This window comes from Cupriavidus sp. PET2-C1 (genome assembly GCF_054515855.1).
In genome coordinates, this window is the sequence record NZ_CM137260.1 from 1178413 (window position 1) to 1204231 (window position 25819).

Consider the following 25819-nt stretch of genomic DNA (forward strand, 5'->3'; position numbering starts at 1 on the left):
GTGCCCACCGACCAAGTCTGGCTTGCGCGCCTGGTACTGCCTGCAGGCGTCCATCCCAGCGCGTTGCCGTTTCTCATCGGCCGCGCGCTACGCGGCTTCTGCGATGGGTTTATTGCCGTCCTACTGCCAGCGTACCTGCTTGCACTCGGTTTCGCGCAACTGGCAGTGGGCTTGATCAGCAGTGCCACCCTGATCGGCTCGGCACTGGCGACGATACTGGTGGGCGTCATCGGCCATCGCTACCCGCAGCGCCGCCTGCTGTTGTCGGCGGCGGCATTGATGGCCGCGACCGGCATAGGTTTCGCCGGACTGTCTTCCCTTTGGCCGCTGTTGCTCGTCGCATTCATTGGCACGCTCAACCCAAGCTCCGGAGACGTCAGCGTGTTCCTGCCACTCGAGCAGGCCGCTCTTGCGGATTCGTCGGCCTCCGATGGCCGCACGGCGCTATTCGCCCGTTACAGCCTGACCGGGGCCCTCTCCGCCGCCATTGGCGCGCTGGCAGCAGCGCTGCCGGACTGGCTCGCCGCGCAAATAGGGATATCTTTCCTCAGCGCCATGCGCGCGATGTTCATGATCTACGCCTTGACCGGTGTCGCACTCTACGCCCTCTATGCCCGCATGCCCGTGCCACACCCCCACGTGCCGTCAGTGAGAATACCGCTTGGCCCCTCGCGCCGCATCGTTACCCACCTTGCACTGCTCTTTAGCGTCGACGCCTTTGCCGGCGGCCTGGTGGTGAACTCTCTGCTGGCGCTGTGGTTGATGCAGCGCTTCGGTCTTTCCCCAGGCGCCGCTGGCCAGTTCTTTTTCTGGGCGGGGCTGCTCACCGCAGGCTCCCAGCTCGTTGCCGTGCCGCTGGCTCGCAAGTTCGGCTTGCTGAACACGATGGTGTTCAGCCACATTCCCTCCAGCCTCTGCCTGATCGCGGCCGCTTTCTCCCCCTCCCTGGCAGCAACCCTGGCCCTGTTGCTCGTGCGCAGCGCGTTGTCGCAGATGGACGTACCGACCCGGACCGCCTATGTGATGGCCGTGGTGACGCCGCCCGAACGTCCGGCGGCCGCAAGTCTGACTGCGGTGCCGAGGAGCCTGGCATCCGCACTTGGCCCGGCCCTCGCGGGCGGCCTCTTGGCAACGGGCTGGGTTGGCGTCCCGCTGGTTGCCTGCGGCCTGCTCAAGATCGCCTATGACCTCGCGCTCCTCCGTGCATTTCGACACATCGAGCCAGTCGATTGAACGGAAACTTGGGAGGCAGTTTCCACCTCAAATACATAGAGTGAGATGGGGGTTGTCATGCGCATATTGATGCACCTTGTTTTGGCCGCCTTGCTCGTCGGTTGCACGACCCAAGCCGAACGCACCGCCCAGGCGGAACGTGAGGTCGACCAAATGATCAGCGTGTATGGCCCGGCGTGCGAGAAGCTCGGATATAAGGGCAACTCCGACCCATGGAGGGACTGCGTTTTGAGCCTGGATGCGAAGGAAAGCACAGAGCGCTACAGCCGTTACCCGACTTCGACGACTTGCTTCGGGCATCGCGGTTTCTTCCAGTGCACGACGTTCTAGAATTCGCTTCTTGTCCTCTTGTCCTCTTGTCCTTAGGATCGCGCCATAGTCACCGCTGGCTGTGCTTGACGAGCGAATTGCCAGGATTGGAAACAAAGTGGAACAGGCTAACTTATCTTGCATGTTTATTCTTAATGACAATCACCATTAAACTCGCAATCACACGCAGCGACGGCGACGCTGCAGTTGGACAATTGGTGTACCCCATAGGCTCCTGATACAACCGCTTACACGTTGGTCGCCACGCCGATGGCCGAGGCGTCAACCTCGTCGCGCGCGCACCGTTACAGACGGTAGCCCATCTTTAATTCTGCAAATAGGCGGCCGACTGATGGCCGCAGCGCGTATTTCCAGAAGCATCAGGAGCATCATCATGCACAAGGTCTTGGCATTTGGCCTGCTGGCTGGCATCGCCGTTCTTACCTCCGGCTCCGCCGAGGCACGCGTTGACGTAGGAATTGGTATTGGCCTGCCCTGGCCGGCCGTGGTTGCGCCTCCCCCTCCTGCTTACTATGAGCCGGCACCCGTTTATGTCGCACCTCGGCCGGTCGTTGTTGCACCCGGCTACTACGACGATTGGCAAGCCCGTGCCTGGCGCGAACAGCAATGGCGTGAAAGGCGCTGGAGAGAACACGAATGGCGCGAGCGACACCGCGAGTGGCATCGCTGGCACGACGACGACGATGACTGACGCAGCGACAAGCGAACTCGATCGTTGATGGCATTAACGAATCGCCTCGCGGGCTCGGATGTATTTCATTTCGCGACAATTCCAATCAGTGCCGGTGCGTCTTCCCAAGGGTACGCAATTGCCGGAGCGAGGCACGCGCCGTTGCTTTTTTTATCTTCTTGGCACATCGCATCCGGACGGCCCGTATAGACGAAAATTGTCTTCGCCTAGCCTATATTCAATGTGTTGCCGTGGTCGCCTGTGGGGATAGCCGGCGCCATTGCGGGTGCCCTGAATCCAGGGGGCCGCGCGGCACCAAGACCCACTGCCATGCGGGCTAGGAATGCGTGGCCAATTCATCGCTGAGGAGCAAAAAAATGAAGAACATCTCGGTAACTCTCGGGGTCATCCTTGCCCTCGCCGGAGTCGCCGCCGTGGCCCAAACACCCAACGACGCGCAGATCGCGGCGATCGTCGTCACCGCAAACCAAGTCGACATTGACGCGGGAAAAATTGCGGAGAGGAGCGGTCACTCCCAGGACGTAAAGGCTTTCGGAAAACAGATGGTCACTGACCATACCGGTGTGAATAAACAGGCCGTGACGCTGGTCAAGAAGCTGAAAGTCACGCCGGAGAAGAATCCAACGAGTGAAAGCCTGAAGTCTGGCGGCGACGAGAACGTAAAGACGCTGAAGGGACTCAAGGGCGCAAGTTTCGACAAGGCGTATATCGACCACGAAGTGGCGTATCACGAACAAGTGATTGATGCACTCGACAAGACGCTCATTCCCAATGCGCAGAACGACGAGCTAAAGGCGCTGCTGGTTGCTGTGCGCCCGGCGTTTGTCGGGCACCTGGAGCATGCGAAGCAGATCCAATCCTCGCTAGGCAAGTGAGTCTCTGCACCAGCAAGACGTCCATGCACCAACTACCGACACGACCCGATGGGCGGCGGCGAAGACACCTGCTCGCGGTTGCACTGATCTTTGCGTGGGGCATGCCCTACGTCGGTCCCAGTGCAATCGCGGCCGAAAAAACGGAAAGACACACGGTGGTGATCGAGGGCGCGAAGTTTGAGCCCGAGGCCATTAGCGTCAAGCGAGGGGATACGATTGTGTGGGTCAACAAAGATCCGTATCCCCACACCGTCACGGCGCCCGGGGTGTTCGACTCCCACAGCATCGTTGCTGGCGGGTCGTGGCGATATATCGCACACAAGGCAGGCGAAATCCCCTATGCCTGCACGCTGCATCCGAACATGAAGGGTGTGCTCAAGGTCGAATAGCCGCTAAATCGAGCTTTATCCCGGAATCCGGAGACAACACACCATGAGTCCCAAGCACTGTTTCCCGTTACCCCTGTGGCTTCTCGCGCTTGGTGGCGCGGTCGCTCTTGCCAGCTGCGGCGGTGGCGGCGGCGGATCGTTCAGCAGCGGTTCAGGCACTTTGAGCGTGTCCATGACCGACGCGCCTTCCTGCGGCTTTGACCATGTATTTGTCACTGTTGACAAGGTGCGGGTCCATACCGATCCCAACGCCGATGTGAGCGGCTCTGGCTGGGCCGACGTGACTGTCATCCCGGCGCGGCGGATCGATCTGCTGTCGCTCACCAATGGTGTGCTCACGGTGCTCGGCCAGACCCCGTTGCCAGCCGGCACATACCAGCAGATCCGCCTGGTGTTGGTCCCCAACGGGGCCGGCGCCCTGGCCAATTCCGTGGTTCCCACCGGTGGTAGTGAGCAAGCCCTCGATACGCCCAGCGCAATCCAGACCGGAATCAAGATCATCCGGCCCTTCACGGTGACGTCCAATACCCTGACCGACCTGATACTTGACTTCGATGCCTGCAAGTCGATTGTCGCGCGCGGCAATGGCACGTTTGGCCTGAAGCCCGTGGTAACCGCCCTGCCGACCGTGGTGAGCGGCGCGGTCACGGGGATGCTGAGCAGCGCGCCCGGCGCTCAGGTCTTTGCCGAGCGCAATGGTGTAGTGGTTAAGGCGACGCTGGCTGACGCCAACGGCAACTTCACCCTCTCGCCGATTGAGCAGAGCAGCACCGCCGGCAATGTTGACGTGGTGATCGTGCCAACCTCAACGAATGGCCGGGGCACCGGCATCGTACGCAGCGTGCCGGTGGTGGCGGGCAGCAGCACCGCCGTGGCGACCGCGGCGGCACCCATCAGCCTGCCGATCTCCGTGTTCCGCACCGTTTCCGGCGTGGTCAGCCCTGCCAGTGCGCAAGCGACGATCCGCGCCCTGCAACTGACAGGAGGCGGCACTTTCGAGATCGCGGCGACGGCAGCAGCCTCTAACACCGGCGCCTACAGCCTGTTCCCGAACCAGCCTGCCCTGCCGGCAGCCGCACCGGTAGTAGGGACCTACCAGACCACGCTGCCGATTCCGCTGACGGCGGACGCCAGCGCCGCAGGAAAATATAGTATCCAGGCGACCAGTACAGCTGGCGCGGTCAGCACGCAGCCGGTCAATGTGACCCTATCGGATGTGACCCAGAACTTTGCATTCTGACGCGCAGGGTGCCGGCAGGGGGACCAATTGCCCTTCCTGCCGGCATCTCGGTCCGCCAGCGATGCGGAGGCACAGGAACAGACGCTGGCCGATATGTGCATTACAGAGCACCAGCGCAATCCTATGTGGAATCGTGGCCAATGGCGTTCGCACGGCATTTCCATGGGCTCATTTCTGACATATTTTCGCGCCGAAGCACTGCATCCTTGGCCCCCCAGCGGCGCCGCGCATCGTCAGCCCGGAGTTGACCAAGAAGGATTGTGTTCAAGCTCCAACGCCAAGTTTTCCTTGTCCCTTGGACAATCTTGGACAATCGCGAATACTCGCTGCTATATTGCGTGAACCAATCCTGCCCCAGATCCCATGGCACGCTCGCTTGTGCTCGTCGTGTTAGCCGCTTCGCTCTATGGTTGCGCCGGTGCCCCATCCTTCGGTCTGTTTGGCGCCTATTTTCCGCTTTGGCTCTTGAGCGCCCTGATCGGCATCGTGGGCGCCGTCATTTCCTGGCGGCTGTTTATCCTGGCCGGCTGGGCGGATATCGTCGGCTTCCCGCTGCTGGTGAACACGGCAATCGGCCTGATGATCGCTGAAATCGTCTGGTTATCGGGTACGGGACACATCCTATGAAAATGGCCGGCGTCCGCAAAAGCCCGCTGCGCGGGAAATTGATCGCCCTGGCGATCGTTGTTCTGGCCATCCTGCTCTCCATCTATGCCTGGCATCGCACCGAGCGGTTTCCGTCGTCCGACGATGCCGGGCTCGATGCCGATATGGTGCATGTGGCCTCGCCCGTGGGCGGCAAGATCGCGAGGATCCTGGTCAGCGAGAACCAGCACGTGGCCAAGGGCGCTGTGCTGTTCGAGATCGATCCTGTGCCATACCGGCTAGCCGTGGCCCAGGCGACTGCCGATCTGGAACTGGCGCAGGCTGCGCTGGGCACGCGCAGACGCACGATTGCCACTGAACACGCCAACGCGGCAATTGCCTCGGAGCAGACCGCCCGCACCGAGCAGAACTACGCGCTGACAGCGCGCACCGTGGAGCGTCTGCGTCCGCTGGCCGCGGATGGCTACGTGCCGAAGCAGCAGCTCGACCAGGCCGAGGTGGCGCAGCGCGACGCGGCCGTATCGCTGAAACAGGCCAGTGTGCAGCGTGCCGCGACGGCAAAGGCGGTGGGCACCGAGGACGATGCCACGGCGACCGTGCGAGCGCGCGAGGCGGCTTTGGCCATCGCCCAGCGGGCACTGGACGACACCGTGGTTCGCGCCCCGCATGACGGCCGCGTGAGCGGCCTGACCGTGCTGTCCGGCGAAGTCGTGATTCCCAATCAGTCCCTTTTCCTGCTAGTGCATACCGGCGAATGGTTCGCCGTCGCCAATTTCCGGGAAACCCAGCTGGCTGATATCCGTCTTGGCGATTGCGCCACGGTCTATTCGATGATCGACCGCAGCCATGCCATGCGCGGCAAGGTCCAGGGCATTGGCATTGGCATCACCGATACCGAGCGCCTGAACCTGCCGCGCTCCCTGCCCTATGTCCAGCCGTCGGTGAACTGGGTGCGTGTGGCCAAGCGATTCCCGGTGCGGATCAAGCTGGAAGAACCGCCGGAAACGCTGGCCCGGGTGGGCGCGAGTGCAACCGTCGAGATCCGGCATGGCGCTGCCTGCCGCTGACAAGTGGCGTCTCGGGCTGGCCGGTCTCGGCGCCCTGCTGGCACCGTTTCCGGGCCGCGCAACGGCCACCACGCGCATTGCCGTGGCTTGCATGTTGACGGTGCTCGTCACCAGCATCTATGGCACGCCGGAGGCGGCCATCTCCGCCTATGTCGTCTTTTTCATCAACCGGGCGGATCGCGTTACCAGTATCGTGATGAGCGTGGCGGCGCTGGTGCTGGTCAGCATCATCATCGGACTCGTGATGCTGCTGGCCGATTTCAGTGTCGATGATCCAATGAGCCGGGTGGCTTGCATGGCCGTGCTGTCGGCCGCCCTGCTCTTCCTGACCTCGGCCAGCAAGCTGCGCCCGGTGGGCGCCATCATCGCCATGATCATCGGGTTCGGGCTCGACGAGCTCGGCCTGGTGCCCGGCGGTGAGATCGCCACGCGCGCCCTGCTCTATGCCTGGCTGATGGTGGCGATTCCGATCGGCGTGAACGTGGCGGTCAACCTGGTGCTGGGGGCGTCGCCGCGCCGGCTGGCCTGCGACCAACTGGCCCATTGCCTGCGCGTGGCGGCAGCCTGCCTGCGCGATCCAGCACCGGACGGCGCCGCGCTGCAGGCAGCGCTGCACACTGGCGTTCAGCCGGTGGCGGGCTGGCTCAAGCTGGCAAAGATCGAAGGCTCGGCCAATGCCAGCGACGTAGCCGCGCTGCGCCATGCCGCGGCGTCAACCATGGCGATCCTGCTGGCGGTCGATGTCGCCCGCCGGCAGCCGGGCGCTCCCCTGCCCGCCCCGGTTGCCGATCCGATCGCCGACACGCTTGGCGCGATGGCGCGCATGCTCGATGCGGGTGGCTATCCGGTGGAAATCGGGCTGAGCCCACCGGACGCCAGCCAGCTTGCGCCGGCGCAGGCGGCGGTTGCCAGGGAGCTGCACACGGCCATCAACGGCTTTGCCGAGCCCCCAGCGTCGGACACGGACACGGACACGACGGCGGACACCGCGACAGCCCCGACGCCCGCAACCAGCCGCGGCGGCTTCCTCGACGCAGATGCCTTTAGCAATCGCGGCCACATCCACTACGCGCTCAAGACCACCGGCGCGGCCATGTTCTGCTACCTGCTCTATCAGCAGCTCAACTGGCCGGGCATTCATACCTGCTTCATCACGTGTTACCTCGTGTCGCTCGGGACCGCCGCGGAGACGGTGGAGAAGCTCTCGCTGCGGCTGGCCGGCTGCCTGGCTGGCGCTGCCATCGGCACGGCCGCCCTCGTGTATGTCGTGCCTTCGCTGTCGTCGGTGGGCGGACTCATGTTGCTCGTCTTCGCGGGCACGTGGATATCGGCCTGGGTTGCGCAAGGCTCAGCGCGCATCGCCTACGCAGGCTTCCAGGTCGCGTTCGCGTTCTACCTGTGTGTCATCCAGGGCGCCGGCCCAGGCTTTGACCTGACCATCGCGCGTGACCGGGTCATCGGCATCATGCTCGGCAACCTGATGGTCTACCTGGTGTTCACGCGCGTCTGGCCGGTCAGCATTACCGCGCGCATCGAAGCGGCGCTGGGCCGGCTGGCCGAGCAGTGGCAGCAACTGGCGCATGCCAGGCGGCCCGACGACCGGCGCGGGCATGCCGCAATCGCGCTGGCCTTGCAGGGCGATATTGCGCAGGACCTGATCCTCGCGCACTACGAGCCTGCGTCCGTAGGCCCGGCGCCCGAGTGGGTCGACGACCGCCAGCGGCGCCTGCGCTCGCTCGACGCAATTGCCGGTCCGGCGTTCCTGTTCGCCGAGCGGTTCCCGGGCGACCCCGACCTCGCGCAGCGGCTTCGCACGCTGCGGGCCCACGATACGGCGCCGCAGCCAGTGCAGCCCACTGACACCACCACCGCCACTCACGCCACCCAGGCCACTGAGGCCACTGAGGCCACTGACGCCGCCGGTCACAACGGCCCGGCCCGCAACGCCTTGCTGGCTCTCATCGACAAACGCCTGACCGCCTCCGTAGCCGACGCCGCGCAGACGGCCCACCCTTCCCCAATCCATGCGCAAACGTGATTCGCTGGTGATTCCGCTATCGCTGATGGCCGCCACGCTGGCCGGTTGTGCCACGTCGTCGCTGAATCTCGCGCCTGCGCAAGCTGATCGGCCGTGGCAGCCCGCCACCACGGCATCCGGAGAGATCGTGCCCGGCGCCGCGGCCAGGGCCGCCTCCGCGCCAAGGCCTTCCGACTACACGCTGCCCGCCAATTCGGCGCTGGCATCGATCGCACCGCCGCCCGCGCTCGATCCGGCGCACGCGTACTCGCTGCCGGAACTGATCGACATGGCCGAGTCCGCCAACCCGCTGACGCGCATCGCGTGGAACGACGCACGCAATGCGGCGCTGGCCGCGGGCATCGCCAAGGCCAGCTACCTGCCGCACATCTCGGCCGCGGCCATGGGCGGCTACCAGAACGGGCATCTTTCCACCAGCACGCCCCTGGGATCGGCCGGCACGAACACGTCCGTCCACGGCGCGGTGTCGGTGCTGTCGCTGCAATGGCTGCTGTTCGATTTCGGTGAACGCGCGGGGATTGTCGATGCCGCGGAGCAGACTTCGATTGCCGTCAATATTGCGTTCACGGCCGTTCACCAGCGCATCGTGCACGATGTCAGCGTGGCGTTCTACCGCTATCAGGCTGCCCGGTCGCGCGGCGGCACGGTGCAGCAGGCCATGACCAACGCCGAAGCCGTGCTCGCGGCCGCCAAGGCCCGCTACCAGCGCGGCATCGGCACGGTCGTGGAGGTGGCGCAGGCCACCCAGAACCGTGCGCAGACCAACCTTGCGATGGTGCAAGCGCAGGGAGCCGAGACCGACGCGTATCTGGCCCTGCTCACGGCCATTGGTATTTCACCGTTGTCGAAACCACGCATCGCCGAAATGCCCGTGCGCCCCTTGTCGCCGGCCTTGCGCGGCTCGATCGAGCAGATCGTCGAAAGCGCGATTGCGCAGCGGCCCGACGTGCTGAGCGCCTACGCGGCCGAGCGTGCCAGCCAGGCCAAGGTCAAGGCGGCCGAGGCGGCGTTCCTGCCCAAGGTGTTCCTGTCCGCTTACACGTCATATGCGTCGGGTGGATCGTCCATCTCGGCGATTCCGCCAATCGGCCAGCAGCCGCCGACGCTGAACCTCAACGGCTATCGCTACGGCGCCAGCGTATTCCTTGGCGTTACCGTGCCCATTTACGACGGCGGGGTGCGCTCGGCGGTGGTCGCGCAGTCGCGCAATGACGTCGACAGCGCATCGGCCCGGCTGACGCGCGCCAAGGAGGAATCGGTGCGGCAAGTGGTGGTCAGCCAGAGCGCGCTCGAATCGAGCCTGGCGGCGTATGACGCGGCCAAGGCGCTGGCCGACGCCGCCCAGGTCACCTACAACGCGGCCTTTGCTGCATATAGCAAGGGCGTGGGATCGGTAACCGATGCCAACCTGGCGCAGACCCAGTTGCTGCTGGCATGGAACGCGTCGACCGATGCGTATAGCGGCGCGCTGGCCGCCGCCGCCACGCTGGCGCTCGCGACCGGGGCGATCGGCTCGACGCGTTGAGCCACCCGAATCGACAGGTGCTCCGGGCGGGGCCGAACAGGAGGCGCGAATCAGGCTGATGCCGATGCGAGCGGTACTTCGTCGTAAGTCCGCAGGCGAATGTCGGCCCGATGCAGATCCGATTCATACTGGCGCGCCGCCAAAAGGAAGCATGCGGCGGCGACCAAGCCGAATGCCGGCATCACCGCAAGGGCCGTCTGCAGGCCAAGGGCGTCTGAAATCGCCCCCCCGACGAAAGGCCCAACCGCAAGGCCAAACATGTTCTGAAAGAGCGACAGTAGTGCGGCGCCGGTGGAACGCACGCCCGGGTGAACGACGTCGAGCACAATACCCGCCGCCGGCCCTACCGTGCACGTCATCAGGAAGCCGCCGCACGCGATTAGCAGGAACTGTTGGCTGGCTGGCATCGTAACGGTAAAGGCCGCAACAAAAACCAGCAGGGTCGCCACGCACAGGAAGGCCACGGCGAGAGGCTTGTTGCGTGGCCGGCGTACAGCCGCCCTGTCCACCACGAGACCCCACACGAAGGCCCCCAGCGCGCCGCACAAGACGATCAGCGCCGCTTCTTTGGCGGCAACATCCGGGGCTGCACCGTGGAACCGGTTGAAATAGCTGGGGAGCCAGGCCCAGACGGTAGACACCACGATGAGCTGAAACGCTGCGCCGATGCAGGTCCACCAGACCGTACGCGAGTCAGACAACGCGCTTGCGACGTGCCTGATGAAGTTCCATGGTGACTCCTTTGCCTTGTTCAGCCGGGACGTCAGCCCCACGGTCTTGTAGTCAGGCACGAACAGGTACAGCAGCGCGATTGCCAGCCCCGGGAAGCCCACCACGCCGAACGCGGCCTGCCAGCCCCAGCGCTGGGCGATCACGCCGCCCAGCATGACGCCGAGGACAGCTCCAATGGAGCCGGCGGCAAAGAACGCCCCCAGCAACATGGAGCGCATGCGCTTGGGGAACAAGCTGGCAATCAGCGCCGCACCGACGGAACCATAGCCGCTTTCGCCAACACCTACCATGGCGCGCGCGGCAAATAGCTGACTGTAGTTGCGAGTGAACATGCATGAGATGGTCGCTACGCTCCATACCGTTGCCATCACGGCGACACTCTTGACTCGGCTCATCCGATCGGCCAGAAGGGCCACGGGCAGGCCGCCCAGTGCGACAACGATCGAGATGATCGACACCAGTGCGCCAAGCTGCTTGTCCGACAAGCTCCACGCTTCCTTCAAGTGGGGAAACAACGAGACAATGACCTGCCGGTCAATGTAGTCGAACAGCATCAGCGCAAAGGTCATGCCAAAGGCAAACCAGGCTCGGGGGCGGCTGACCAGATAGTCGTCGCGATCATCGGGTCCGGAATGCGGGGTGTGCGGGTTCATGCGTGTCTCCAGAATGGGTTGGCTCTTGCATTGAGAGCCACCTCTGATGCTTGCAGTGCCGGCTGCCTTCCGGCATGGTGCGTTCACAGTCAGGCGGACACGCCAGCAATGCGCCCTTGATGCGTGCCGCGTGTGCTTGGGCAACGTGACAATGCCCTGTCAGGGCACCAGGACGGTGGAACCTACTGTCTTGCGCGACTCGAGCGCCAGATGCGCGTCGGCGGCATCGGCCAGGGCAAAGGTCTGCTGGGGTTCGCTAGCGATGCGGCCGGCCAACACGTGCTCGAACAATTCCTTGGCCATCTCCAGCATGTGCGCGCGCGGCTGGATATAGTGCATCATGGCCGGCCGCGTGAACCAGATCGATCCCTTCACGGCCAGCATCTGGGAGTCGACGATCACCGCGCCCGACGAGGTGCCGTTGCTGATCAGCGAACCGCGCGGCTGCAGGCAGTCCAGCGAGGCTTCCAGCGTGTCCTTGCCCACCGAGTCATAGACCACCGGAACACCCTTGCCGTCGGTGATCTCCTTGACGCGCTGCACGATGTTCTCGCGCGAGGTCACGATGGTGTGCGCACAGCCGTTGGCCTTGGCGATCGCGGCCTTCTCGTCGGTACTCACGGTTCCGATCATGGTGACGCCCATCGCCCGCGCCCACTGGCAGGCGATCAGCCCCACGCCACCCGCAGCCGCGTGGTAGAGGATGGTCTCGCCACCCTGCAGCGGGTAGACCTGACGGAACAGGTATTGCGCCGTCATGCCCTTCATCATGAGCGTGGCGGCGGTGCGCTCGGAGATGCCATCGGGCAGCGGGATCAGCACCGCGGCCGGCATCACGCGCACCTGGGAATAAGCGCCCTGCGGCCCGATCAGGTAGCCGACGCGGTCACCCACGCGGATGTCCGTCACGCCGGAACCCACGGCCTCGACGACCCCGACCGCGTCGGAGCCCAGCCCGTTGGGCAGCGCCAGCGGGTAGCGGCCGGTGCGGAAATAGATATCGATGAAATTCAGCGCGATGTAGCTGTGGCGCACGCGAGCCTCGCCGGGGCCGGGCTCGCCGACCTCGACGTCCTCGAACTTCAGCACTTCAGGGCCGCCGGTTTCGTAGAAGCGAATGGCTTTTGACATGCTTATCTTCCTTTGTCTGTTCTGTGGGGTCCCGCGCCGCCGACTCAGTTGGTCACTGACAGCCCGGCGACGGGGTTCGTGGGCGGGCCAGCGGCGCCGACATGCACAGGGCGAAGGCGACCCCGAGAAGCGCCGCACACTGGCCGGACTTGGAGGCTTGCTTCATCATGGGTCTCCTTGCCGTTTTGAACCAGGGCGTGGCGGCGCTCAGGCGACCTTGCGCAGATGGCCCTGCTGGCGGCCGACGCGGTTGGGCGCGAAGCCGTTGGCCGCCAGGGACTCCTCCACCGTGTCGTAGAACACGCCGATCTTGGAAATCTCGCGCGCCTGCCGCGCGGTGGCGATCGGGCGGCCGAACTCGCGTGAAATGCGCACCAGTTGCTCGATCTGCTGGACCGTGCTGAACTTCTTGGAGCGCTGCTGGTTCCAGAGGTTGTCCTCGATGCCGCAGCGCACATGCAAGCCCATGGCGATACCCATCATGTTGATCGGCAGCACGTTGAGCACGGAGCTTTCCACCGTCAGCACTGCGCCATCGGGCACGGCGCGCACGATGTTGGCCATGTTGTAGATGTTGGGCGCGTCCATGCCGCCGCTGATGGCCACCCAGTTCATGACCAGCGGGCCTTTGTAGATGCCCCTGCGCATCAAGCGCTCGACCGACTCGAAGCTGTTGATGTTGTAGCACTGGAATGCGCTTTGGATGCCAGCAGCCGACAGGCGGCGGATGTGCTCCTCGACCCAGCCGGGCTGCGAGGGCACCGTCATTTCCTTGTATGCCTGAAAGGTAGCCGGATCTTCCATCGACGTGCCGCGCAGGTCTTCGTAGTCGAAGTGCTCCAGCACATTCATCTGCGAGGTGTTCACGGTCACTGTGACCTGGTCGGGCTTGGGGTCGAGATCGGCCAGCATGTGGCGCGTGTCATCGGAGAGCCACTTGGCGGCAGCGCCATCGGTCTCTGGCGCGAAAGAGATCGAACCACCTACCTGGATGATCATCTCGGGCACGGCCTTGCGCACGCCGGCGACCAGTTCGTTGAATTTGGACAAACGCTTGGAGCCGCGCCCATCGAGTTCGCGTACGTGCAGGTGCAGCACCGTGGCACCCGCGTTGTAGCAGTCCACCGCCTTCTGGATCTGCGCCTCCATCGTCACCGGGATGTCCTCGGGAAAGTCGGAGGGGACATAGGACGGCGCATAGGGCGCGGCCGTGATGACGAGCGGCTGCTGGTTTTCGGGGAACAGGTGTCCGTCGAGGAAGTTCATGGCGTGTCTCCTGGGGGTAAGAATTAAGGGGATAGGGTTGGCGGGAGTGAGGGTCAGAACACCAAGTCAGAACACCTTGTCGCCGATAATGCCGGCGCGCTCCATCTTGCGATGGCAGGGTGCGTAGTCCATCACGGCGTAGTGCTGCGTCGAGCGGTTGTCCCAGATGGCGATGCTGTTCGGCTTCCAGCGCCAGCGCACCTGGTACTCGGGGATCAAGGCCTGGCTGATCAGGTACTGCAGCAGCGCCGAGCCGCCTTGGGTGAAATCCTGGCCGTAGCGCACGTTGGCCGGCCTGTGGAAATTCGTGAAATGGGTGGCGAAGCCGTTGACGAACAGCACCTTCTCGCCGGTCTCGGGATGGGTGCGCACCACGGGATGTTCGGCATCCGGGTACTGGGCCTTGAGTGCCAGGCGTTTCTCGGTCGGCATGGCCGCGCCGAACGTGGCTTCGATGCTGTGTCGCGCACGCAGGCCAGCGATCTGGATCTTGACCTGGTCGGGCAGCTTCTCGTAGGCCAGTGCCATGTTGGCCCACATGGTGTCGCCGCCCACCGGCGGGCATTCCACGCAGCGCAGCACGCAGCCCATTGGCGGCGTCTCGCGCCAGGTAGCGTCGCAGTGCCAGCCGTTCTCGTAACGGTCGTTGGGGACCTCCGGCGACTTGTAGATGCGCACCAGGCCGGGGTGGTCCGGGTCGCTGCCGACCACGGGGTGGTCCTCGAGCTCGCCGAAGCGGCGCGCGAAGCCCACATGCTCAGCGCGCGTGATGTCCTGGTCGCGCAGGAACAGCACCTTGTGCTTGAGCAGCGCGGCCCTGATCTCGGCGAACAGCCCGTCGTCGTGCACGGCGTCTGCCAGGTTCACGTTCACGAGCTCGGCACCTATGGCGCACGTCAACGGTTCAATCTGCATGGTTTGTCTCCTTCGTTTTTTTTCATATCACCGCCACGTACGGGCCCGTGGTCTTGCGGGACTCGCGGTCGCGGTGAGCATGGCGCGTAGCGCTGGTGGGGCAGCTCTTGCGTTGAGAGCTGCCGCCAATGCTTGCCCAGTCAGTGGTGCAACGTGGGCTCGGCGCTGCTCGAGAGCCGCCCCGCGTCAAGCCGTTCGATCAACTGCGAGGCCATCGGCCAGGGCCCATAGCCAGATGCCGGGTTCAGATGACCGACCTTGCCCAGGTCCACCGTGTCACTGCCCCAGGCCCGCGCGAGTTCGATCACCCTTGGCAGCTCGCCCAGCGGATCGTTCTGGCTGGTAGCGACCAGGCTGGGAAACGGAAGCCGCTGGCGTGGTACCGGGAGCCAGCCGCTGGAGTAGATCGCGGACAGTGTCGGGTAGCCTTCCGGCATGGGGCGTTCAAAGTCAGGCGGGCACGCCAGCAATGCGCCCTTGATGCGTGCCGCGTGTGCGGTTGTCAGGGCCCAGTGGGCAAGCATGATGCAGCCCCCGCTGTGGGCAACCAGCAGTACAGGGCCGCCAATGCCTGCCACCGCCTGCTCGATTGCCGCGACGCGGCGATAGCAGTCCAGGTTTTCGCGCCCCATTGGCGGCACCGTGCGGGCACTGGGCAGCCGCTCGGCCAGCAATGTCTGCCAATGGTCGGCAACCTGGTCACGCAGGCCGGGGACGATGAGCACAGTGGAGGTTGTCATGATGGAATTCGATTTCAGGTTGTGCTGGAACTCGGGTCTGCCAACAGCCGGCGTCTGCGCATGAAGTCCGACGTGAAGACCGACGCCACGCTGTGCGCCATTGGTCTCGCGCCGCCGGACATCGGGGGATCAAATCCACATCCGATCCAAATCCGATCCACATCAGAAGACTATCTCTGCAAGACCAAATGTGATGTATTATTTGGGACATTCGATGTCTAAATTGGGACACACCCATGCGCGGCTACACGCCCTTGATCCGAAGCGCCAGTCTTACCGGCTACACGGAGCTGGCGCGCCACCACGGACTCAACCCTGACGCGATGCTGCGCAAGGTGGGGTTGAATCCCCGGAGCCTTCTCGATCCCGACATGCCGGTCACTTCCATGGCGGTGCGCCAGTTGCTTGAGGACAGCGCATCGATGGCAGGCGTGGAAGACTTCGGCTTGCAGCTGGCCATGGACCGGCGGCTGGCCAACCTGGGCCCGATCAGCTTTGTGATGCGCGAAGCGCCAAATGCCCGGCAGGCGCTGGACAACCTCTGCCGCTATATGCGCCTGATCAATGCGGCGCTGCTGACTAATATCGAAGACTTTGGCGACGCTGTATTGATTCGCGAAGAGATCCTGGCCACCGGCAAGTACCCGGTGCGTCAGTCCATTGAAATGGCCGTGGGCGTGCTATACCGCACCATCCAGGAACTATTGGGGCCAACCTGGCGGCCCCGAAGCGTCTGTTTCGAGCATCGTCAACCGCGCGGTGCCACGTGTCACAAAGCGCTGTTCGGCTCGGTGGTTGAGTTCAATGCGAGTTTCAATGGCATCGTCTGCGCCGCAAAGGACCTCGCGGCGCCCATGCCGGCCAATGACTACCGTATGACGCCATATGTCCGTCGCTTTCTCGACCAGGCCTTGTCTGGATCCGATGAGAGTGCGACGCACACCGTTCGGCAGGTCGTGGTTGCCATGTTGCCCGGGGGCAGGTGTACGTCGGACCAGGTGGCAAAGCACCTTGGCGTGGATCGCCGAACTTTGCATCGCCGGCTCGTTGCAGAAGGCACGAGCTTCTTGTCACTGCTCCAGGCGGTGCGAGCTGAACTTGCCTCCCGCCAGATCCTCGACAGCGATCGCTCTCTCGCCGAACTCGCCGATCTGCTCGGCTTCTCAAGCCCCAGCGCTTTCGCTTTCTGGTTCCGAAAACACTTTGGCATGACGGTGTCGGGCTGGAAGCAAACCTCACAGGCACTCGCGGATGCACCGCCGCAACGCGGCTGATCTTCGCCCTCTCCCACTATCACCTCCGCATCGAGGTGGCATTGCATTGCCCAAAATTCTGCGCGGACTCGCCGGTATGATCGCCTCATACCAAAGGACAATAGACGCCCCCTGCCCCTGCGCCTAGCCTTGCGCTGGCCCCGGCAGCAGGTATTCCTGGCCGCAGACGCGGCGCAGAACGGAGCTTGGCCGGCAGAAGCCCCCCATGTCCATCATGTCCGCCATGTCCATACGCCCCGGCAACAGCTGACTAATACGAATAGACAATGGCGATGAGCTCCATGCGGCTTTAACCTTCGTTCGGGGACTTACGCAGAGATCGGCCACACTCCCGCGCATCACGGCCACGCCGCCGGCGTGACCGATAACGCAGCACCCGACCGGGGATCGGCCGTCTGTCGCCTGTGCTGGGCCATGCCTGCACGATCCTGCCAATCCAACTTCAGGAGAGAATCATGACCAATCCCAAGCTCGAAGTGCTGACCCCGCAGAACAGCCAGCTGATCTTCATCGATCATCAGCCGCAAATGGCCTTCGGCGTGCAGTCGATGGACCGCCAGGCGATGAAAAACAACGTCGTTGGCCTGGCCAAGGCGGCAAAGATCTTCAATATCCCGACGACGATCACCACCGTCGAGAGCGAGTCGTTCTCGGGCTTCACCTATCCCGAACTGCTCGACGTGTTCCCGGACCAGAAGACGCTGGAGCGCACCTCGATGAACTCGTGGGACGACCAGAAGGTGCGCGACGCGCTGGCCGCCAACGGCCGCAAGAAGGTCGTCGTCGCCGGCCTGTGGACGGAGGTTTGCAACACCACCTTCGCACTGTGCGCGATGCTCGAAGGCGACTACGAGATCTACATGGTTGGTGATGCCTCCGGCGGCACCAGCAAGGAAGCGCATGACTACGCCATGCAACGCATGGTGCAGGCCGGCGTGGTGCCGGTGACCTGGCAGCAGGTGCTGCTCGAATGGCAACGCGACTGGGCCCACCGCGACACCTATGACGCCGTGATGAAGCTGGTCAAGGAACACTCGGGCGCCTACGGCATGGGCGTGGACTATGCCTACACCATGGTGCACAAGGCCGCGCAGCGCACCGCCACGCCGCACGAGTCCCTCGCGCCGGTGCCGGCCCGCTGATTCGCGCAAGCACCGCACTGATCTCTCGGGCAGACAACCATGAGCGCGCAATCCAATCAGCAAGGCACAGCCCGGAACCCGTCGCGGCGCGAGCTGCTGGTATCCGGCGCCAGCACGGCCGGTGCCGCCGCACTCGCGGCGCTGGGCAGCACCGCCGCCGTGGCCGCCGGCAAGCCGCAGGGCCACGCCGCCTCCCACCATACCGGAGCACGCAGCATGAGCACCATCACCACCAAGGACGGCACCCGGATCTACTACAAGGACTGGGGCACCGGCCGCCCGGTCGTGTTCTCGCACGGCTGGCCGTTGAACGCCGACGCCTGGGACGCGCAGATGCTGTTCCTGGTACAGCACGGATTTCGCGTGATCGCGCATGACCGCCGTGGCCATGGCCGCTCCGACCAGGCCGCCAAGGGCAACGACATGGACACCTATGCCGACGACCTGGCGGCGGTGATCGAAGCGCTGGACCTGAAGGGTGCGGCGCTGGTCGGCCACTCCACCGGCGGTGGCGAGGTGGCCCACTACATCGGCCGCCACGGCACCGGGCGCGTGGCCAAGGCCGTGCTGATCGGCGCGGTGCCGCCCATCATGGCAAAGACCACATCCAACCCCGGCGGCCTGCCGATGGACGTGTTCGACGGCATCCGCAAGAGCACGGCTGAAAACCGCTCGCAGTTCTTCAAGGATCTGGCGGTGCCGTTCTTCGGCTTCAACCGTCCCGGCGCCAAGGTCTCGCAAGGCACCATCGATGCGTTCTGGGCGCAGGGCATGACCGGCAGCATCCTGGGCCAGTACCTGTGCATCAAGGAATTCTCGGAAGTCGACTACACCGAGGACCTGAAGAAGATCGACGTGCCGACGCTGATCCTGCACGGTGATGACGACCAGATCGTGCCGATCGACAATGCGGGCAAGCTCAGCGCCAAGATCGTCAAGAACGCCACGCTGAAGATCTACCCCGGTGGCGCGCACGGCATGTGCGTGGTGGAAGCCGACAAGGTCAACACCGACCTGCTGGCCTTCCTCTCGGCCTGATGAACATGCCGTCCCGCGACCAGCAGACAGGCCGGGACGGCCTGTCTGCATCCGACGCCTCCCAGTCCTCCCAGTCCTCCTCGCCTTCCGTCTCACTGACCCGCCGCCAGTTCATTGCCGGCGCCGCCGCGCTCGGCGCGGCGGCCGCCAGCCGGAGTTTCGCCATGACCCAAACCAGCACGCCCGAGCTTATCCTCGTCAACGGCAAGTTCGCCACGCTTGACCGCGCCAATCCGCAGGCCGATGCCGTTGCCATCCAGGACGGCAAGTTCATTGCCGTCGGCACCCGGCACGAGATCATGCAACTGGCCGGCGCCGCTACCAAGGTGGTCGACCTGCAAGGCCGCCGCGCGATTCCCGGGCTGATCGACAGCCACATGCACATCATCCGCGGCGGGCTGAACTACAACATGGAGCTGCGCTGGGACGGCGTGCGCTCGCTGGCCGATGCCATGCGCATGCTCAAGGACCAGGTGGCACGCACGCCCGCGCCGCAGTGGGTACGCGTGGTCGGCGGCTTCACCGAGCATCAGTTCGCCGAAAAGCGCCTGCCGACCATCGAGGAGCTGAATGCGGCGGCGCCGGATACGCCCGTGTTCATCCTGCACCTGTACGACCGTGCCATCCTCAACGGCGCCGCGCTGCGCGCCGTGGGCTATACCAAGGACACGCCGAACCCGCCGGGCGGCGAGATCGTGCACGACAAGGCCGGCAACCCCACGGGCCTGCTGCTCGCCAAGCCAAACGCCACGATCCTCTATGCCACGCTGGCCAAGGGCCCCAAGCTGCCGCCCGAGTACCAGAAGAATTCCACGCGGCATTTCATGCGCGAGGTCAACCGGCTTGGCGTCACCGGCGTCATCGACGCTGGCGGCGGCTACCAGAATTACCCTGAGGACTATCACATCATCGAGGAGCTGCACAAGGACGGGCAGCTGACGGTGCGCCTGGCCTACAACCTGTTCACGCAGAAGCCCAAGGATGAGCTCAGCGATTTCAGCGGCTGGTCCAAGCAGATCAAGCCTGGCCAGGGCGACGACCTGTACCGTCACAACGGCGCCGGCGAGATGCTGGTCTACAGCGCCGCCGACTTCGAGGACTTCCGTGTCGAGCGGCCCGATATGCCGCCGTCGATGGAAGGCGACCTGGAGCCGGTGATCCGCCTGCTGGCGGAGAACCGCTGGCCCTGGCGTCTGCACGCCACCTACAACGAGACCATCTCACGTGCGCTGGATGTCTACGAGAAGGTAGCGAAGGACGTGCCCTTCGATGGCCTGCACTGGTTCTTCGACCACGCCGAGACCATCACGGACCGCAACATCGACCGCATCGCGGCGCTGGGCGGCGGCATCGCCGTTCAACACCGCATGGCCTACCAGGGCGAGTATTTCGTCGAGCGCTACGGCGCGCGCGCAGCCGAGGCCACGCCACCGATCAAGCGCATGCTCGAGCGCGGTGTCAAGGTCGGCGCCGGCACCGATGCCACGCGCGTGGCCTCGTACAACCCGTGGGTGTCGCTGTACTGGCTGACCACCGGCAAGACGGTGGGCGGGCTGTCGATGTATCCGCAAGCCAACCTGCTCGACCGCGAAACGGCGCTGCGGCTGTGGACCGAGGCCAATACCTGGTTCTCCTCCGAGGAGGGCAAGAAGGGCCAGATCAAGGCCGGCCAGCTGGCTGACCTGGCGGTGCTCTCCGCCGACTACTTCAGCGTGCCCGGAGACGATATCCAGGACATCACCTCGGTGATGACCGTGCTGGGCGGCAAGGTGGTGTACGGCGACGGCGATTTCGACAAGCTCGCGCCGGCGCTGCCGCCCGCCATGCCGGACTGGTCGCCGGTGCGCCACGCCGGCGGCTACCAGCCGCGGCCACAGGCCAAAGCGCTCGCGCTCAACACCGCGTGCGCCTGCGCCAGTGCCTGCGGCGTGCACGGCCACGGCCATGCCAACGCGTGGACCGCGGGCGTGCCGGCGTCGGACGAAAGCACATTCTGGGGCGCGCTCGGCTGTTCCTGCTGGGCCTTCTGAGACGCGTATCCGATCCACGCATCCTGCCAGGGAGACTCCAAGATGCGCCCTTCAGCCTCCACCCACCCTAGCACGGCAGGCGCCGTCGCGCTCCCGTCCTGGCTGCGCTGGCTTGCGCTACTGGCGCTGTGCGCCGCCTACCTGCAAGGCGGCCTGGTCAAGGCCACGGACTTCGCCAGCGCCATCGGCGAGATGCAGCACTTCGGCCTCGCGCCGGCGGCGCCGCTGGCCGCCGCGGTGATCGCGCTGGAGCTGGGCGCGTCGCTGATGATCTTGTGCGGCGTCTACCGCTGGCTCGGCGCGCTGGCGCTGGCGGTCTTCACGCTGCTGGCGACCCTGCTGGCCAACCGTTTCTGGACGGCGCCGCCAGCCGAGCAGTTCATGCTGGCCAATGCCTTCTTCGAGCACATCGGCCTGGTCGGCGGCTTCGTGCTGGTGGCATGGGAAGACCTCTCCCGCCGCGCCGCAAGGCAAACGGCATGAAGCTGTCCATGGCCTGGCCATGCCGCGAACTCGGCAACCCACACTGATCGCTGATCACTGAACACTGAACACTGAACACTGAACACTGAACACTGAACACTGGAAATGCGATGAAACTCTATATCGTTTCGCTTGGCGCCGGCATCCTCGTCGGCATCATCTACGCCTTGATGCAGGTCCGCTCGCCCGCCCCGCCCGTGGTCGCGCTGATCGGGCTGCTTGGCATGCTGATCGGCGAGCAGGTCGTGCCGCCGATCAAGCGCATGCTGGCCGGCGAGCCCGTCACCGCCGCCTGGTTCCACGCGGAGTGCGTACCCAAGATCACCGGCGCACCGCCGCCGGCAACCTTGACCGCGGCCCGCAACGACATGCCGCCAGCGCCGCGCGGCACCACCGAATCGCACTGAGCCCGCCTCACAAGCCAAGCCTTCCGGCGATTCAGGGCTGCACCTGCGCGGCTCCCGCAGCCATCCGCTGCAAGCGCAGACCTTCTGCGCGCGCCTCGGCCAGTAGCTGGTCCCAGTCGTCCGGAGGGCGGCCACTTTCCAGCATCCTGCGGAACACGCGGTAGGCGTCGTCGCTGCTCTCGAAGGCGCGCTTGGTGTCTTCGTCGTTGACCCAGGCAAATACGATTACCTTGCTTTGCGCGTGGTAGCGAAAGAACAGCCGGTACTGTTGAAAGAACTTGGCCCGGAACCAATGTTTGTGATCGTCGCCGAGCGTGCCGCCCTGCCGGTATTCCGGCCGTGCCGGGTCCTGCGCGATCACCTCGAACGCCAACCTCGTGATCGCCGCCAGCCGCTTGCTGGCGTTCTTCTTCACGTACCCGGTTGGGTCTCTTTGCCTGAGCGCTTCGACTTGTTGGGTCAGCCCCTCAAGTTGAGCGAGAAACAGCGGATGGGCGAAAACGGTCCAACCGTTGATGACCAAAGGCGCAGGCTGACTCGCACTCATTCATCGTCTGCCGAAAGGGCGGCATCAAGATCAACTTCGATGCCACCGACCAGCGACTGGATGCGCTGCACAAAGCTGGCATCGACGGCCTGCAGGCGCTCCGGATGGCTGGCGATGTCGCGGACCAGGAAACCCAGGAAATTGCCCAGCACCGGATCGTCTCCCTCGGAAGCCTCGGCGCGCGTCAGCACGACTTCGCCGCCGGGGCGGATCGTGTAGTGGATCTTGTCGCGCTTGCCCAGCCGCAGGGCGCGGCGCACGGTTTCCGGCACCGTGGTCTGGTAGCGGTCGGTCAGCGTGGATTCGACTTCGAGGGTGGCAGCCATGGGGCTCTCCGGTCAAAGGGGTGATGCTGTGCATGGTAATGCAATCGCCTTACCAAGTCAATGCAAGTGCATTGTCTCCGACTTGTACCATCGTGCCCCCAAGCCCAGATGAAGACGGCCTACCAACCGACCACATTGAGATAGCGCTTTCTTCACTTTTCCCATTGAAGCGCCAGCAGAACGGGAACCGGAATGCCCCCCCAATCCATAAGGACGAATGCGCGGCTGGCTCACGGCGCGTGTGCGGCAGCTAGGCCGCGCCGTTCCTGTCCATATCGCCCACCGCTTCACCGACGATGCGGCGTAGCCACCCGAGCGCTGCATTACCCTGCACGCGGCGACTGCAGACCATGTCTACGCTAAACGCGTTTTCGCCCAGTTCCGGCGGCAGCGCATGCAGCGCGATCTGCCGGCCTGCCAGTTGCAACGCCGCGCGCCGCGCGAGCGTTGCGACGAGGTCGGTGTTCTGTACGGCATAGGGCAACGCAATAATGTGGGCGAAGGTTGCGGCCACGCGTCGCTTGACTCCCAGCCTAGCCAGCTTCTCATCAATCACGCCGCGGGTGGAACCGTCGTCGCTCGGCACGAACAGTGCGTGCGGCAACGCGATGAAGGTCTGCAGGTCCAGCACGTGCTTGCGCAGGCGCGGATGGCGGCGGTCTGCGATGCAAACGAATTGCTCCTCATACAGAGGGGTGACAAGCATGCGTTTTGGCGGCGCCAGGTGGCCGCCAATGGCCATGTCCAGCACGCCTTCATCCAATTGCTTGTAGATGGCAGCACGGTCGAGCTTGGCGACGCGCAGATCGGTGTGCGGTGCCAGGCGACGCAGCCGCGCCAATATATGTGGCACGACCACGATGTCGGCATAGTCGCTGGCGGCGATGGTGAAGCGCTTGCCGGTAGCCGTCGCGGGATCGAAGCCGGCGCCCTGGTCCAGCACCTCGCGGATCTGCGCCAGCGCCTGGCCGATGGACGGCATCAGGGCCATGGCCCGTTCGGTTGGCACCATGCCGGCAGCGGTCCGCATGAACAGTTCGTCTTGAAACAACGTGCGCAGGCGGCTCAGCGCGTTGCTGACCGACGGCTGGGCTCGGTGCAGACGCTGCGCGGCCAGCGTGACGTTACGCGTCTCGAACACGGCCTCGAAGGCCACCAGCAGGTTCAGGTCGATGGAAGCTAAATTCATGATTCCAATACTACGGATATTGATTATCTATTTCAAGAATTCATACCCGCAGCTCTATGCTTACGGATCTACCAGCTAACCAGGTTTGGAGCGCGCAATGGCCAAGATTTTGCTCACCGGCATCGAACCCTTCGATGGCGAAACGATCAATCCGTCATGGGAAGCGGCGCGCGCGCTCGACGGCGAGTCCATTGATGGGGCAAGCATCGTCGCCCGTCAACTGCCGTGCGTGATCGGTAAGGTGAACGGCGTCTTGCAGCGCGCCATCGAGGAGGTCGATCCGACCGTGGTCATTTGCCTCGGACAGGCCGGCGGCCGCAACGATATCTCGATAGAGCGAGTCGCGATCAATGTGGTCGATGCACGGATCCCCGACAATGAAGGGCACCAGCCTGTCGACGAACCGGTTGTCGTTGACGGGCCGGCAGCCTATTTCTCCACGCTGCCGATCAAGGCCATTGTCGGAGCGCTCCGTCAACATGGCGTGCCCGCCTCTGTGTCGCAAACGGCTGGCACGTACAACTGCAATGCGATTTTCTACGGGCTATCGCACTACATCGCCAAAAGCCGGCCCGGCCTGCGCGGCGGCTTCGTCCACGTGCCCTATTTGCCCGAAATGGCGGCCCGCCATCCGGGCGCTCCCAGCCTTGCGCTCGCTACGCTCATTGCCGGCGTCCGGGTGATCGTGGCGACCACGCTAGCCGTGGAGCAGGACATCCGCGAAGGGGCGGGCGCGCTGCACTGAATCGGCCAGGAACTCAACATTGCCGAGCCTGCGCTTTAGCGATGCTCTGCCATGTGTGCGTCGCCTCAGGCGGGCGTCTTGCGAAACTTTTCGTGCAGCTGGCGCAGCAGCGGCGTGGGCGTCATGCCATTCTTTTTTTCTACGCCAATCAGCCAGCCGGTGCGATGCCAGTCCTGCACGATGCGGTCGATGGCGGCCTGCGTATCGGTCTCGCCCTTGCGCACCCAGATCACCGATGGCGACGGGATCAGGTCGCGTGGGGAGACGATCTCGTAGTCCTTCCAGTCGGCGTTGTTCTCCACCAGGTCGCGCAGCGTCGGGCTCACATGCACCGCCGCCACGCAATTGCCGCCCCTGAGCGCCAGCAGCGACTCCGGCTGGCCGCGAAAGGCCTTGATCTGCGCGCCATACTGCTCGGCCAGCGGCTTGGTGAAGTTGCTGCCCTGCGAAACGCAGACCGGCTTGCCCTTTGTGTCTTCCCACCTGGCGATGCCGCTACCCTTCCTGGCGATAGCCGCACCCCCGACCTCTTCAAAGGGCGTGGGCACGAAGGACAGGATCTCGCTGCGCTCCTGCGTCCATTGCATATTGGCGATCAGGATGTCGACCTTGCCTTGCTGGAGGAACTGCACGCGGTTCGAGGGCTGCACCTGGATGGTTTCCAGTGTTACGCCAAGGCCCCTGGCCACGCCTTCGGACAACTCCACGTTATAGCCGATGTGCTTTTGCGTAGCCGGGTCGATGGTGCCGAAGGGCGGGCCCGAGAGGATCACGCCTACCACGAGCTTGCCGCGCTGCCTGATCTTGTCGAGCGTGGCATCGGCATGCGCGGCGCCCGCCGCCAGGCAAAGCAAGGCGGCGGCGATTCGGGAAACGGACGGGAAGCGGAAGACGGAATTCATGCGGGCCACGCGCCGAGGCAAGTGAAAGGGAAACGGGGATCTTGCTCGATGGCGCGCACGATCACAAGAAAGGGTTTCGGATATGGATATCTGCTTGCGGACCGGGCGCGCGGCAGGCCGCTGCGAGTGCCCGCAATCTGCTCGCCAAAGGCCCCTCTCATTTGCAATCGGCATGCACCCGGCGCCAGGCAGCGGCACATACAGAAATACAAGCCCCCCCCGATCGTAGGGTCAAGTTTTCCCCCAGGGGGGCGATAGAAGGGATCACGGCTTTGGTCTGTGACCGGCCAGGTGCGCGTACGCGC

Annotated in this window: 25 protein-coding genes; 16 read left to right on the top strand and 9 right to left on the bottom strand. The window is 64.4% G+C overall.

Going from position 1 to position 25819, the window contains the following annotated elements; all coding sequences use genetic code 11:
- The 9 genes from ACX12D_RS25275 (at position 1) to ACX12D_RS25315 (ending at position 9994) form a co-directional block, all read left to right on the top strand.
- Positions 1–1233 (top strand): MFS transporter, encoded by a 1233-nt coding sequence (locus ACX12D_RS25275; protein ID WP_459376194.1) that lies wholly within the window; start codon positions 1–3, stop codon positions 1231–1233.
- A 703-nt stretch (positions 1234–1936) separates the two neighbouring features.
- The gene (locus ACX12D_RS25280; protein WP_459376195.1) at positions 1937–2254 is read left to right on the top strand and encodes a hypothetical protein; all 318 of its coding nucleotides are present in this window, start codon (positions 1937–1939) and stop codon (positions 2252–2254) included.
- 356 nt (positions 2255–2610) lie between these two features.
- Positions 2611–3129: a DUF4142 domain-containing protein gene (locus ACX12D_RS25285; protein WP_459376196.1), complete on the top strand. Its 519-nt coding sequence runs from the start codon at positions 2611–2613 to the stop codon at positions 3127–3129.
- A 23-nt stretch (positions 3130–3152) separates the two neighbouring features.
- Complete coding sequence (locus ACX12D_RS25290) at positions 3153–3518, top strand: cupredoxin domain-containing protein (protein WP_459376197.1); 366 nt, start codon at positions 3153–3155, stop codon at positions 3516–3518.
- Between the two features lie 43 nt (positions 3519–3561).
- Positions 3562–4758: a DUF4382 domain-containing protein gene (locus ACX12D_RS25295; protein ID WP_459376199.1), complete on the top strand. Its 1197-nt coding sequence runs from the start codon at positions 3562–3564 to the stop codon at positions 4756–4758.
- 363 nt (positions 4759–5121) lie between these two features.
- Positions 5122–5385: a hypothetical protein gene (locus tag ACX12D_RS25300; RefSeq protein ID WP_441631711.1), complete on the top strand. Its 264-nt coding sequence runs from the start codon at positions 5122–5124 to the stop codon at positions 5383–5385.
- Positions 5382–6431, top strand: coding sequence for a multidrug transporter subunit MdtN (mdtN, locus tag ACX12D_RS25305; RefSeq protein WP_459376200.1), 1050 nt, complete (start codon positions 5382–5384; stop codon positions 6429–6431). The genes ACX12D_RS25300 and mdtN overlap by 4 nt, the downstream gene beginning before the upstream one ends.
- The gene (locus ACX12D_RS25310) at positions 6412–8469 is read left to right on the top strand and encodes an FUSC family protein (protein WP_459376201.1); all 2058 of its coding nucleotides are present in this window, start codon (positions 6412–6414) and stop codon (positions 8467–8469) included. The genes mdtN and ACX12D_RS25310 overlap by 20 nt, the downstream gene beginning before the upstream one ends.
- On the top strand, positions 8456–9994 hold the full coding sequence (locus tag ACX12D_RS25315) for a TolC family protein (RefSeq protein WP_459376202.1): 1539 nt from the start codon (positions 8456–8458) through the stop codon (positions 9992–9994). Before ACX12D_RS25310 ends, ACX12D_RS25315 begins: the two co-directional genes overlap by 14 nt.
- A gap of 50 nt (positions 9995–10044) precedes the next feature.
- On the opposite strand, the gene ACX12D_RS25320 is transcribed toward ACX12D_RS25315, so the two are convergent.
- From ACX12D_RS25320 to ACX12D_RS25340, 5 genes are all read right to left on the bottom strand, one after another.
- Positions 10045–11379, bottom strand: a complete 1335-nt coding sequence (locus ACX12D_RS25320) for a spinster family MFS transporter (protein ID WP_459376203.1) — start codon at positions 11377–11379, stop codon at positions 10045–10047.
- Between the two features lie 159 nt (positions 11380–11538).
- Positions 11539–12510 (bottom strand): quinone oxidoreductase family protein, encoded by a 972-nt coding sequence (locus tag ACX12D_RS25325; RefSeq protein ID WP_459376204.1) that lies wholly within the window; start codon positions 12508–12510, stop codon positions 11539–11541.
- A gap of 207 nt (positions 12511–12717) precedes the next feature.
- Positions 12718–13776: a beta-keto acid cleavage family enzyme gene (locus ACX12D_RS25330; RefSeq protein WP_459376205.1), complete on the bottom strand. Its 1059-nt coding sequence runs from the start codon at positions 13774–13776 to the stop codon at positions 12718–12720.
- A gap of 66 nt (positions 13777–13842) precedes the next feature.
- A complete protein-coding gene (locus ACX12D_RS25335; protein WP_459376206.1) occupies positions 13843–14691 on the bottom strand; it encodes a TauD/TfdA dioxygenase family protein in 849 nt (282 codons plus the stop codon).
- A 140-nt stretch (positions 14692–14831) separates the two neighbouring features.
- Positions 14832–15431, bottom strand: coding sequence for an RBBP9/YdeN family alpha/beta hydrolase (locus ACX12D_RS25340; protein ID WP_459376207.1), 600 nt, complete (start codon positions 15429–15431; stop codon positions 14832–14834).
- A 236-nt stretch (positions 15432–15667) separates the two neighbouring features.
- Here ACX12D_RS25340 and ACX12D_RS25345 point away from each other — a divergent pair, with 236 nt between their 5' ends.
- The 6 genes from ACX12D_RS25345 to ACX12D_RS25370 all read left to right on the top strand — a co-directional run bounded on the left by ACX12D_RS25345 (position 15668) and on the right by ACX12D_RS25370 (position 21805).
- Complete coding sequence (locus ACX12D_RS25345) at positions 15668–16705, top strand: AraC family transcriptional regulator (protein WP_459376208.1); 1038 nt, start codon at positions 15668–15670, stop codon at positions 16703–16705.
- A 455-nt stretch (positions 16706–17160) separates the two neighbouring features.
- The gene (locus ACX12D_RS25350) at positions 17161–17847 is read left to right on the top strand and encodes a hydrolase (RefSeq protein ID WP_459376209.1); all 687 of its coding nucleotides are present in this window, start codon (positions 17161–17163) and stop codon (positions 17845–17847) included.
- 39 nt (positions 17848–17886) lie between these two features.
- Positions 17887–18885 carry an alpha/beta fold hydrolase gene (locus tag ACX12D_RS25355; protein WP_459376210.1) on the top strand — a complete coding sequence of 333 codons (999 nt, stop codon included), beginning with the start codon at positions 17887–17889 and terminating at the stop codon, positions 18883–18885.
- Between the two features lie 164 nt (positions 18886–19049).
- The gene (locus tag ACX12D_RS25360; protein ID WP_459376211.1) at positions 19050–20915 is read left to right on the top strand and encodes an amidohydrolase; all 1866 of its coding nucleotides are present in this window, start codon (positions 19050–19052) and stop codon (positions 20913–20915) included.
- Between the two features lie 42 nt (positions 20916–20957).
- The gene (locus ACX12D_RS25365; protein ID WP_459376213.1) at positions 20958–21398 is read left to right on the top strand and encodes a DoxX family protein; all 441 of its coding nucleotides are present in this window, start codon (positions 20958–20960) and stop codon (positions 21396–21398) included.
- 110 nt (positions 21399–21508) lie between these two features.
- Entirely contained in the window at positions 21509–21805 is a 297-nt protein-coding gene (locus tag ACX12D_RS25370; protein WP_459376214.1) for a XapX domain-containing protein, read from the top strand.
- Between the two features lie 31 nt (positions 21806–21836).
- Here ACX12D_RS25370 and ACX12D_RS25375 read toward each other — a convergent pair whose 3' ends face one another.
- The 3 genes from ACX12D_RS25375 to ACX12D_RS25385 form a co-directional block, all read right to left on the bottom strand.
- Entirely contained in the window at positions 21837–22352 is a 516-nt protein-coding gene (locus tag ACX12D_RS25375; protein ID WP_459376215.1) for a type II toxin-antitoxin system YhaV family toxin, read from the bottom strand.
- Positions 22349–22678, bottom strand: coding sequence for a type II toxin-antitoxin system PrlF family antitoxin (locus tag ACX12D_RS25380; RefSeq protein ID WP_459376216.1), 330 nt, complete (start codon positions 22676–22678; stop codon positions 22349–22351). The genes ACX12D_RS25375 and ACX12D_RS25380 overlap by 4 nt, the downstream gene beginning before the upstream one ends.
- Positions 22679–22928: 250 nt before the next feature.
- Positions 22929–23834: a LysR family transcriptional regulator gene (locus ACX12D_RS25385; protein WP_459376217.1), complete on the bottom strand. Its 906-nt coding sequence runs from the start codon at positions 23832–23834 to the stop codon at positions 22929–22931.
- Positions 23835–23964: 130 nt separating this feature from the next.
- Here ACX12D_RS25385 and pcp point away from each other — a divergent pair, with 130 nt between their 5' ends.
- The gene (gene pcp, locus ACX12D_RS25390; RefSeq protein ID WP_459376218.1) at positions 23965–24612 is read left to right on the top strand and encodes a pyroglutamyl-peptidase I; all 648 of its coding nucleotides are present in this window, start codon (positions 23965–23967) and stop codon (positions 24610–24612) included.
- Positions 24613–24677: 65 nt separating this feature from the next.
- Here pcp and ACX12D_RS25395 read toward each other — a convergent pair whose 3' ends face one another.
- On the bottom strand, positions 24678–25514 hold the full coding sequence (locus ACX12D_RS25395) for a transporter substrate-binding domain-containing protein (RefSeq protein ID WP_459376219.1): 837 nt from the start codon (positions 25512–25514) through the stop codon (positions 24678–24680).
- Between the last annotated feature and the right edge of the window lie 305 nt (positions 25515–25819).

Bases quoted from the DNA above. Each gene is read 5' to 3' on its own strand.
- ACX12D_RS25285 (WP_459376196.1), top strand. From the start codon at position 2,611: ATGAAGAACATCTCGGTAACTCTCGGGGTCATCCTTGCCCTCGCCGGA.
- ACX12D_RS25355 (WP_459376210.1), top strand. From the start codon at position 17,887: ATGAGCGCGCAATCCAATCAGCAAGGCACAGCCCGGAACCCGTCGCGG.
- ACX12D_RS25310 (WP_459376201.1), top strand. From the start codon at position 6,412: ATGGCGCTGCCTGCCGCTGACAAGTGGCGTCTCGGGCTGGCCGGTCTC.
- ACX12D_RS25365 (WP_459376213.1), top strand. From the start codon at position 20,958: ATGCGCCCTTCAGCCTCCACCCACCCTAGCACGGCAGGCGCCGTCGCG.
- ACX12D_RS25330 (WP_459376205.1), bottom strand. From the start codon at position 13,776: ATGAACTTCCTCGACGGACACCTGTTCCCCGAAAACCAGCAGCCGCTC.
- ACX12D_RS25370 (WP_459376214.1), top strand. From the start codon at position 21,509: ATGAAACTCTATATCGTTTCGCTTGGCGCCGGCATCCTCGTCGGCATC.
- ACX12D_RS25335 (WP_459376206.1), bottom strand. From the start codon at position 14,691: ATGCAGATTGAACCGTTGACGTGCGCCATAGGTGCCGAGCTCGTGAAC.
- ACX12D_RS25315 (WP_459376202.1), top strand. From the start codon at position 8,456: ATGCGCAAACGTGATTCGCTGGTGATTCCGCTATCGCTGATGGCCGCC.
- ACX12D_RS25360 (WP_459376211.1), top strand. From the start codon at position 19,050: ATGACCCAAACCAGCACGCCCGAGCTTATCCTCGTCAACGGCAAGTTC.
- ACX12D_RS25380 (WP_459376216.1), bottom strand. From the start codon at position 22,678: ATGGCTGCCACCCTCGAAGTCGAATCCACGCTGACCGACCGCTACCAG.
- ACX12D_RS25340 (WP_459376207.1), bottom strand. From the start codon at position 15,431: ATGACAACCTCCACTGTGCTCATCGTCCCCGGCCTGCGTGACCAGGTT.
- ACX12D_RS25300 (WP_441631711.1), top strand. From the start codon at position 5,122: ATGGCACGCTCGCTTGTGCTCGTCGTGTTAGCCGCTTCGCTCTATGGT.
- ACX12D_RS25320 (WP_459376203.1), bottom strand. From the start codon at position 11,379: ATGAACCCGCACACCCCGCATTCCGGACCCGATGATCGCGACGACTAT.
- ACX12D_RS25375 (WP_459376215.1), bottom strand. From the start codon at position 22,352: ATGAGTGCGAGTCAGCCTGCGCCTTTGGTCATCAACGGTTGGACCGTT.
- ACX12D_RS25290 (WP_459376197.1), top strand. From the start codon at position 3,153: ATGCACCAACTACCGACACGACCCGATGGGCGGCGGCGAAGACACCTG.
- mdtN (WP_459376200.1), top strand. From the start codon at position 5,382: ATGAAAATGGCCGGCGTCCGCAAAAGCCCGCTGCGCGGGAAATTGATC.
- ACX12D_RS25350 (WP_459376209.1), top strand. From the start codon at position 17,161: ATGACCAATCCCAAGCTCGAAGTGCTGACCCCGCAGAACAGCCAGCTG.
- pcp (WP_459376218.1), top strand. From the start codon at position 23,965: ATGGCCAAGATTTTGCTCACCGGCATCGAACCCTTCGATGGCGAAACG.
- ACX12D_RS25395 (WP_459376219.1), bottom strand. From the start codon at position 25,514: ATGAATTCCGTCTTCCGCTTCCCGTCCGTTTCCCGAATCGCCGCCGCC.
- ACX12D_RS25295 (WP_459376199.1), top strand. From the start codon at position 3,562: ATGAGTCCCAAGCACTGTTTCCCGTTACCCCTGTGGCTTCTCGCGCTT.
- ACX12D_RS25280 (WP_459376195.1), top strand. From the start codon at position 1,937: ATGCACAAGGTCTTGGCATTTGGCCTGCTGGCTGGCATCGCCGTTCTT.
- ACX12D_RS25345 (WP_459376208.1), top strand. From the start codon at position 15,668: ATGCGCGGCTACACGCCCTTGATCCGAAGCGCCAGTCTTACCGGCTAC.
- ACX12D_RS25325 (WP_459376204.1), bottom strand. From the start codon at position 12,510: ATGTCAAAAGCCATTCGCTTCTACGAAACCGGCGGCCCTGAAGTGCTG.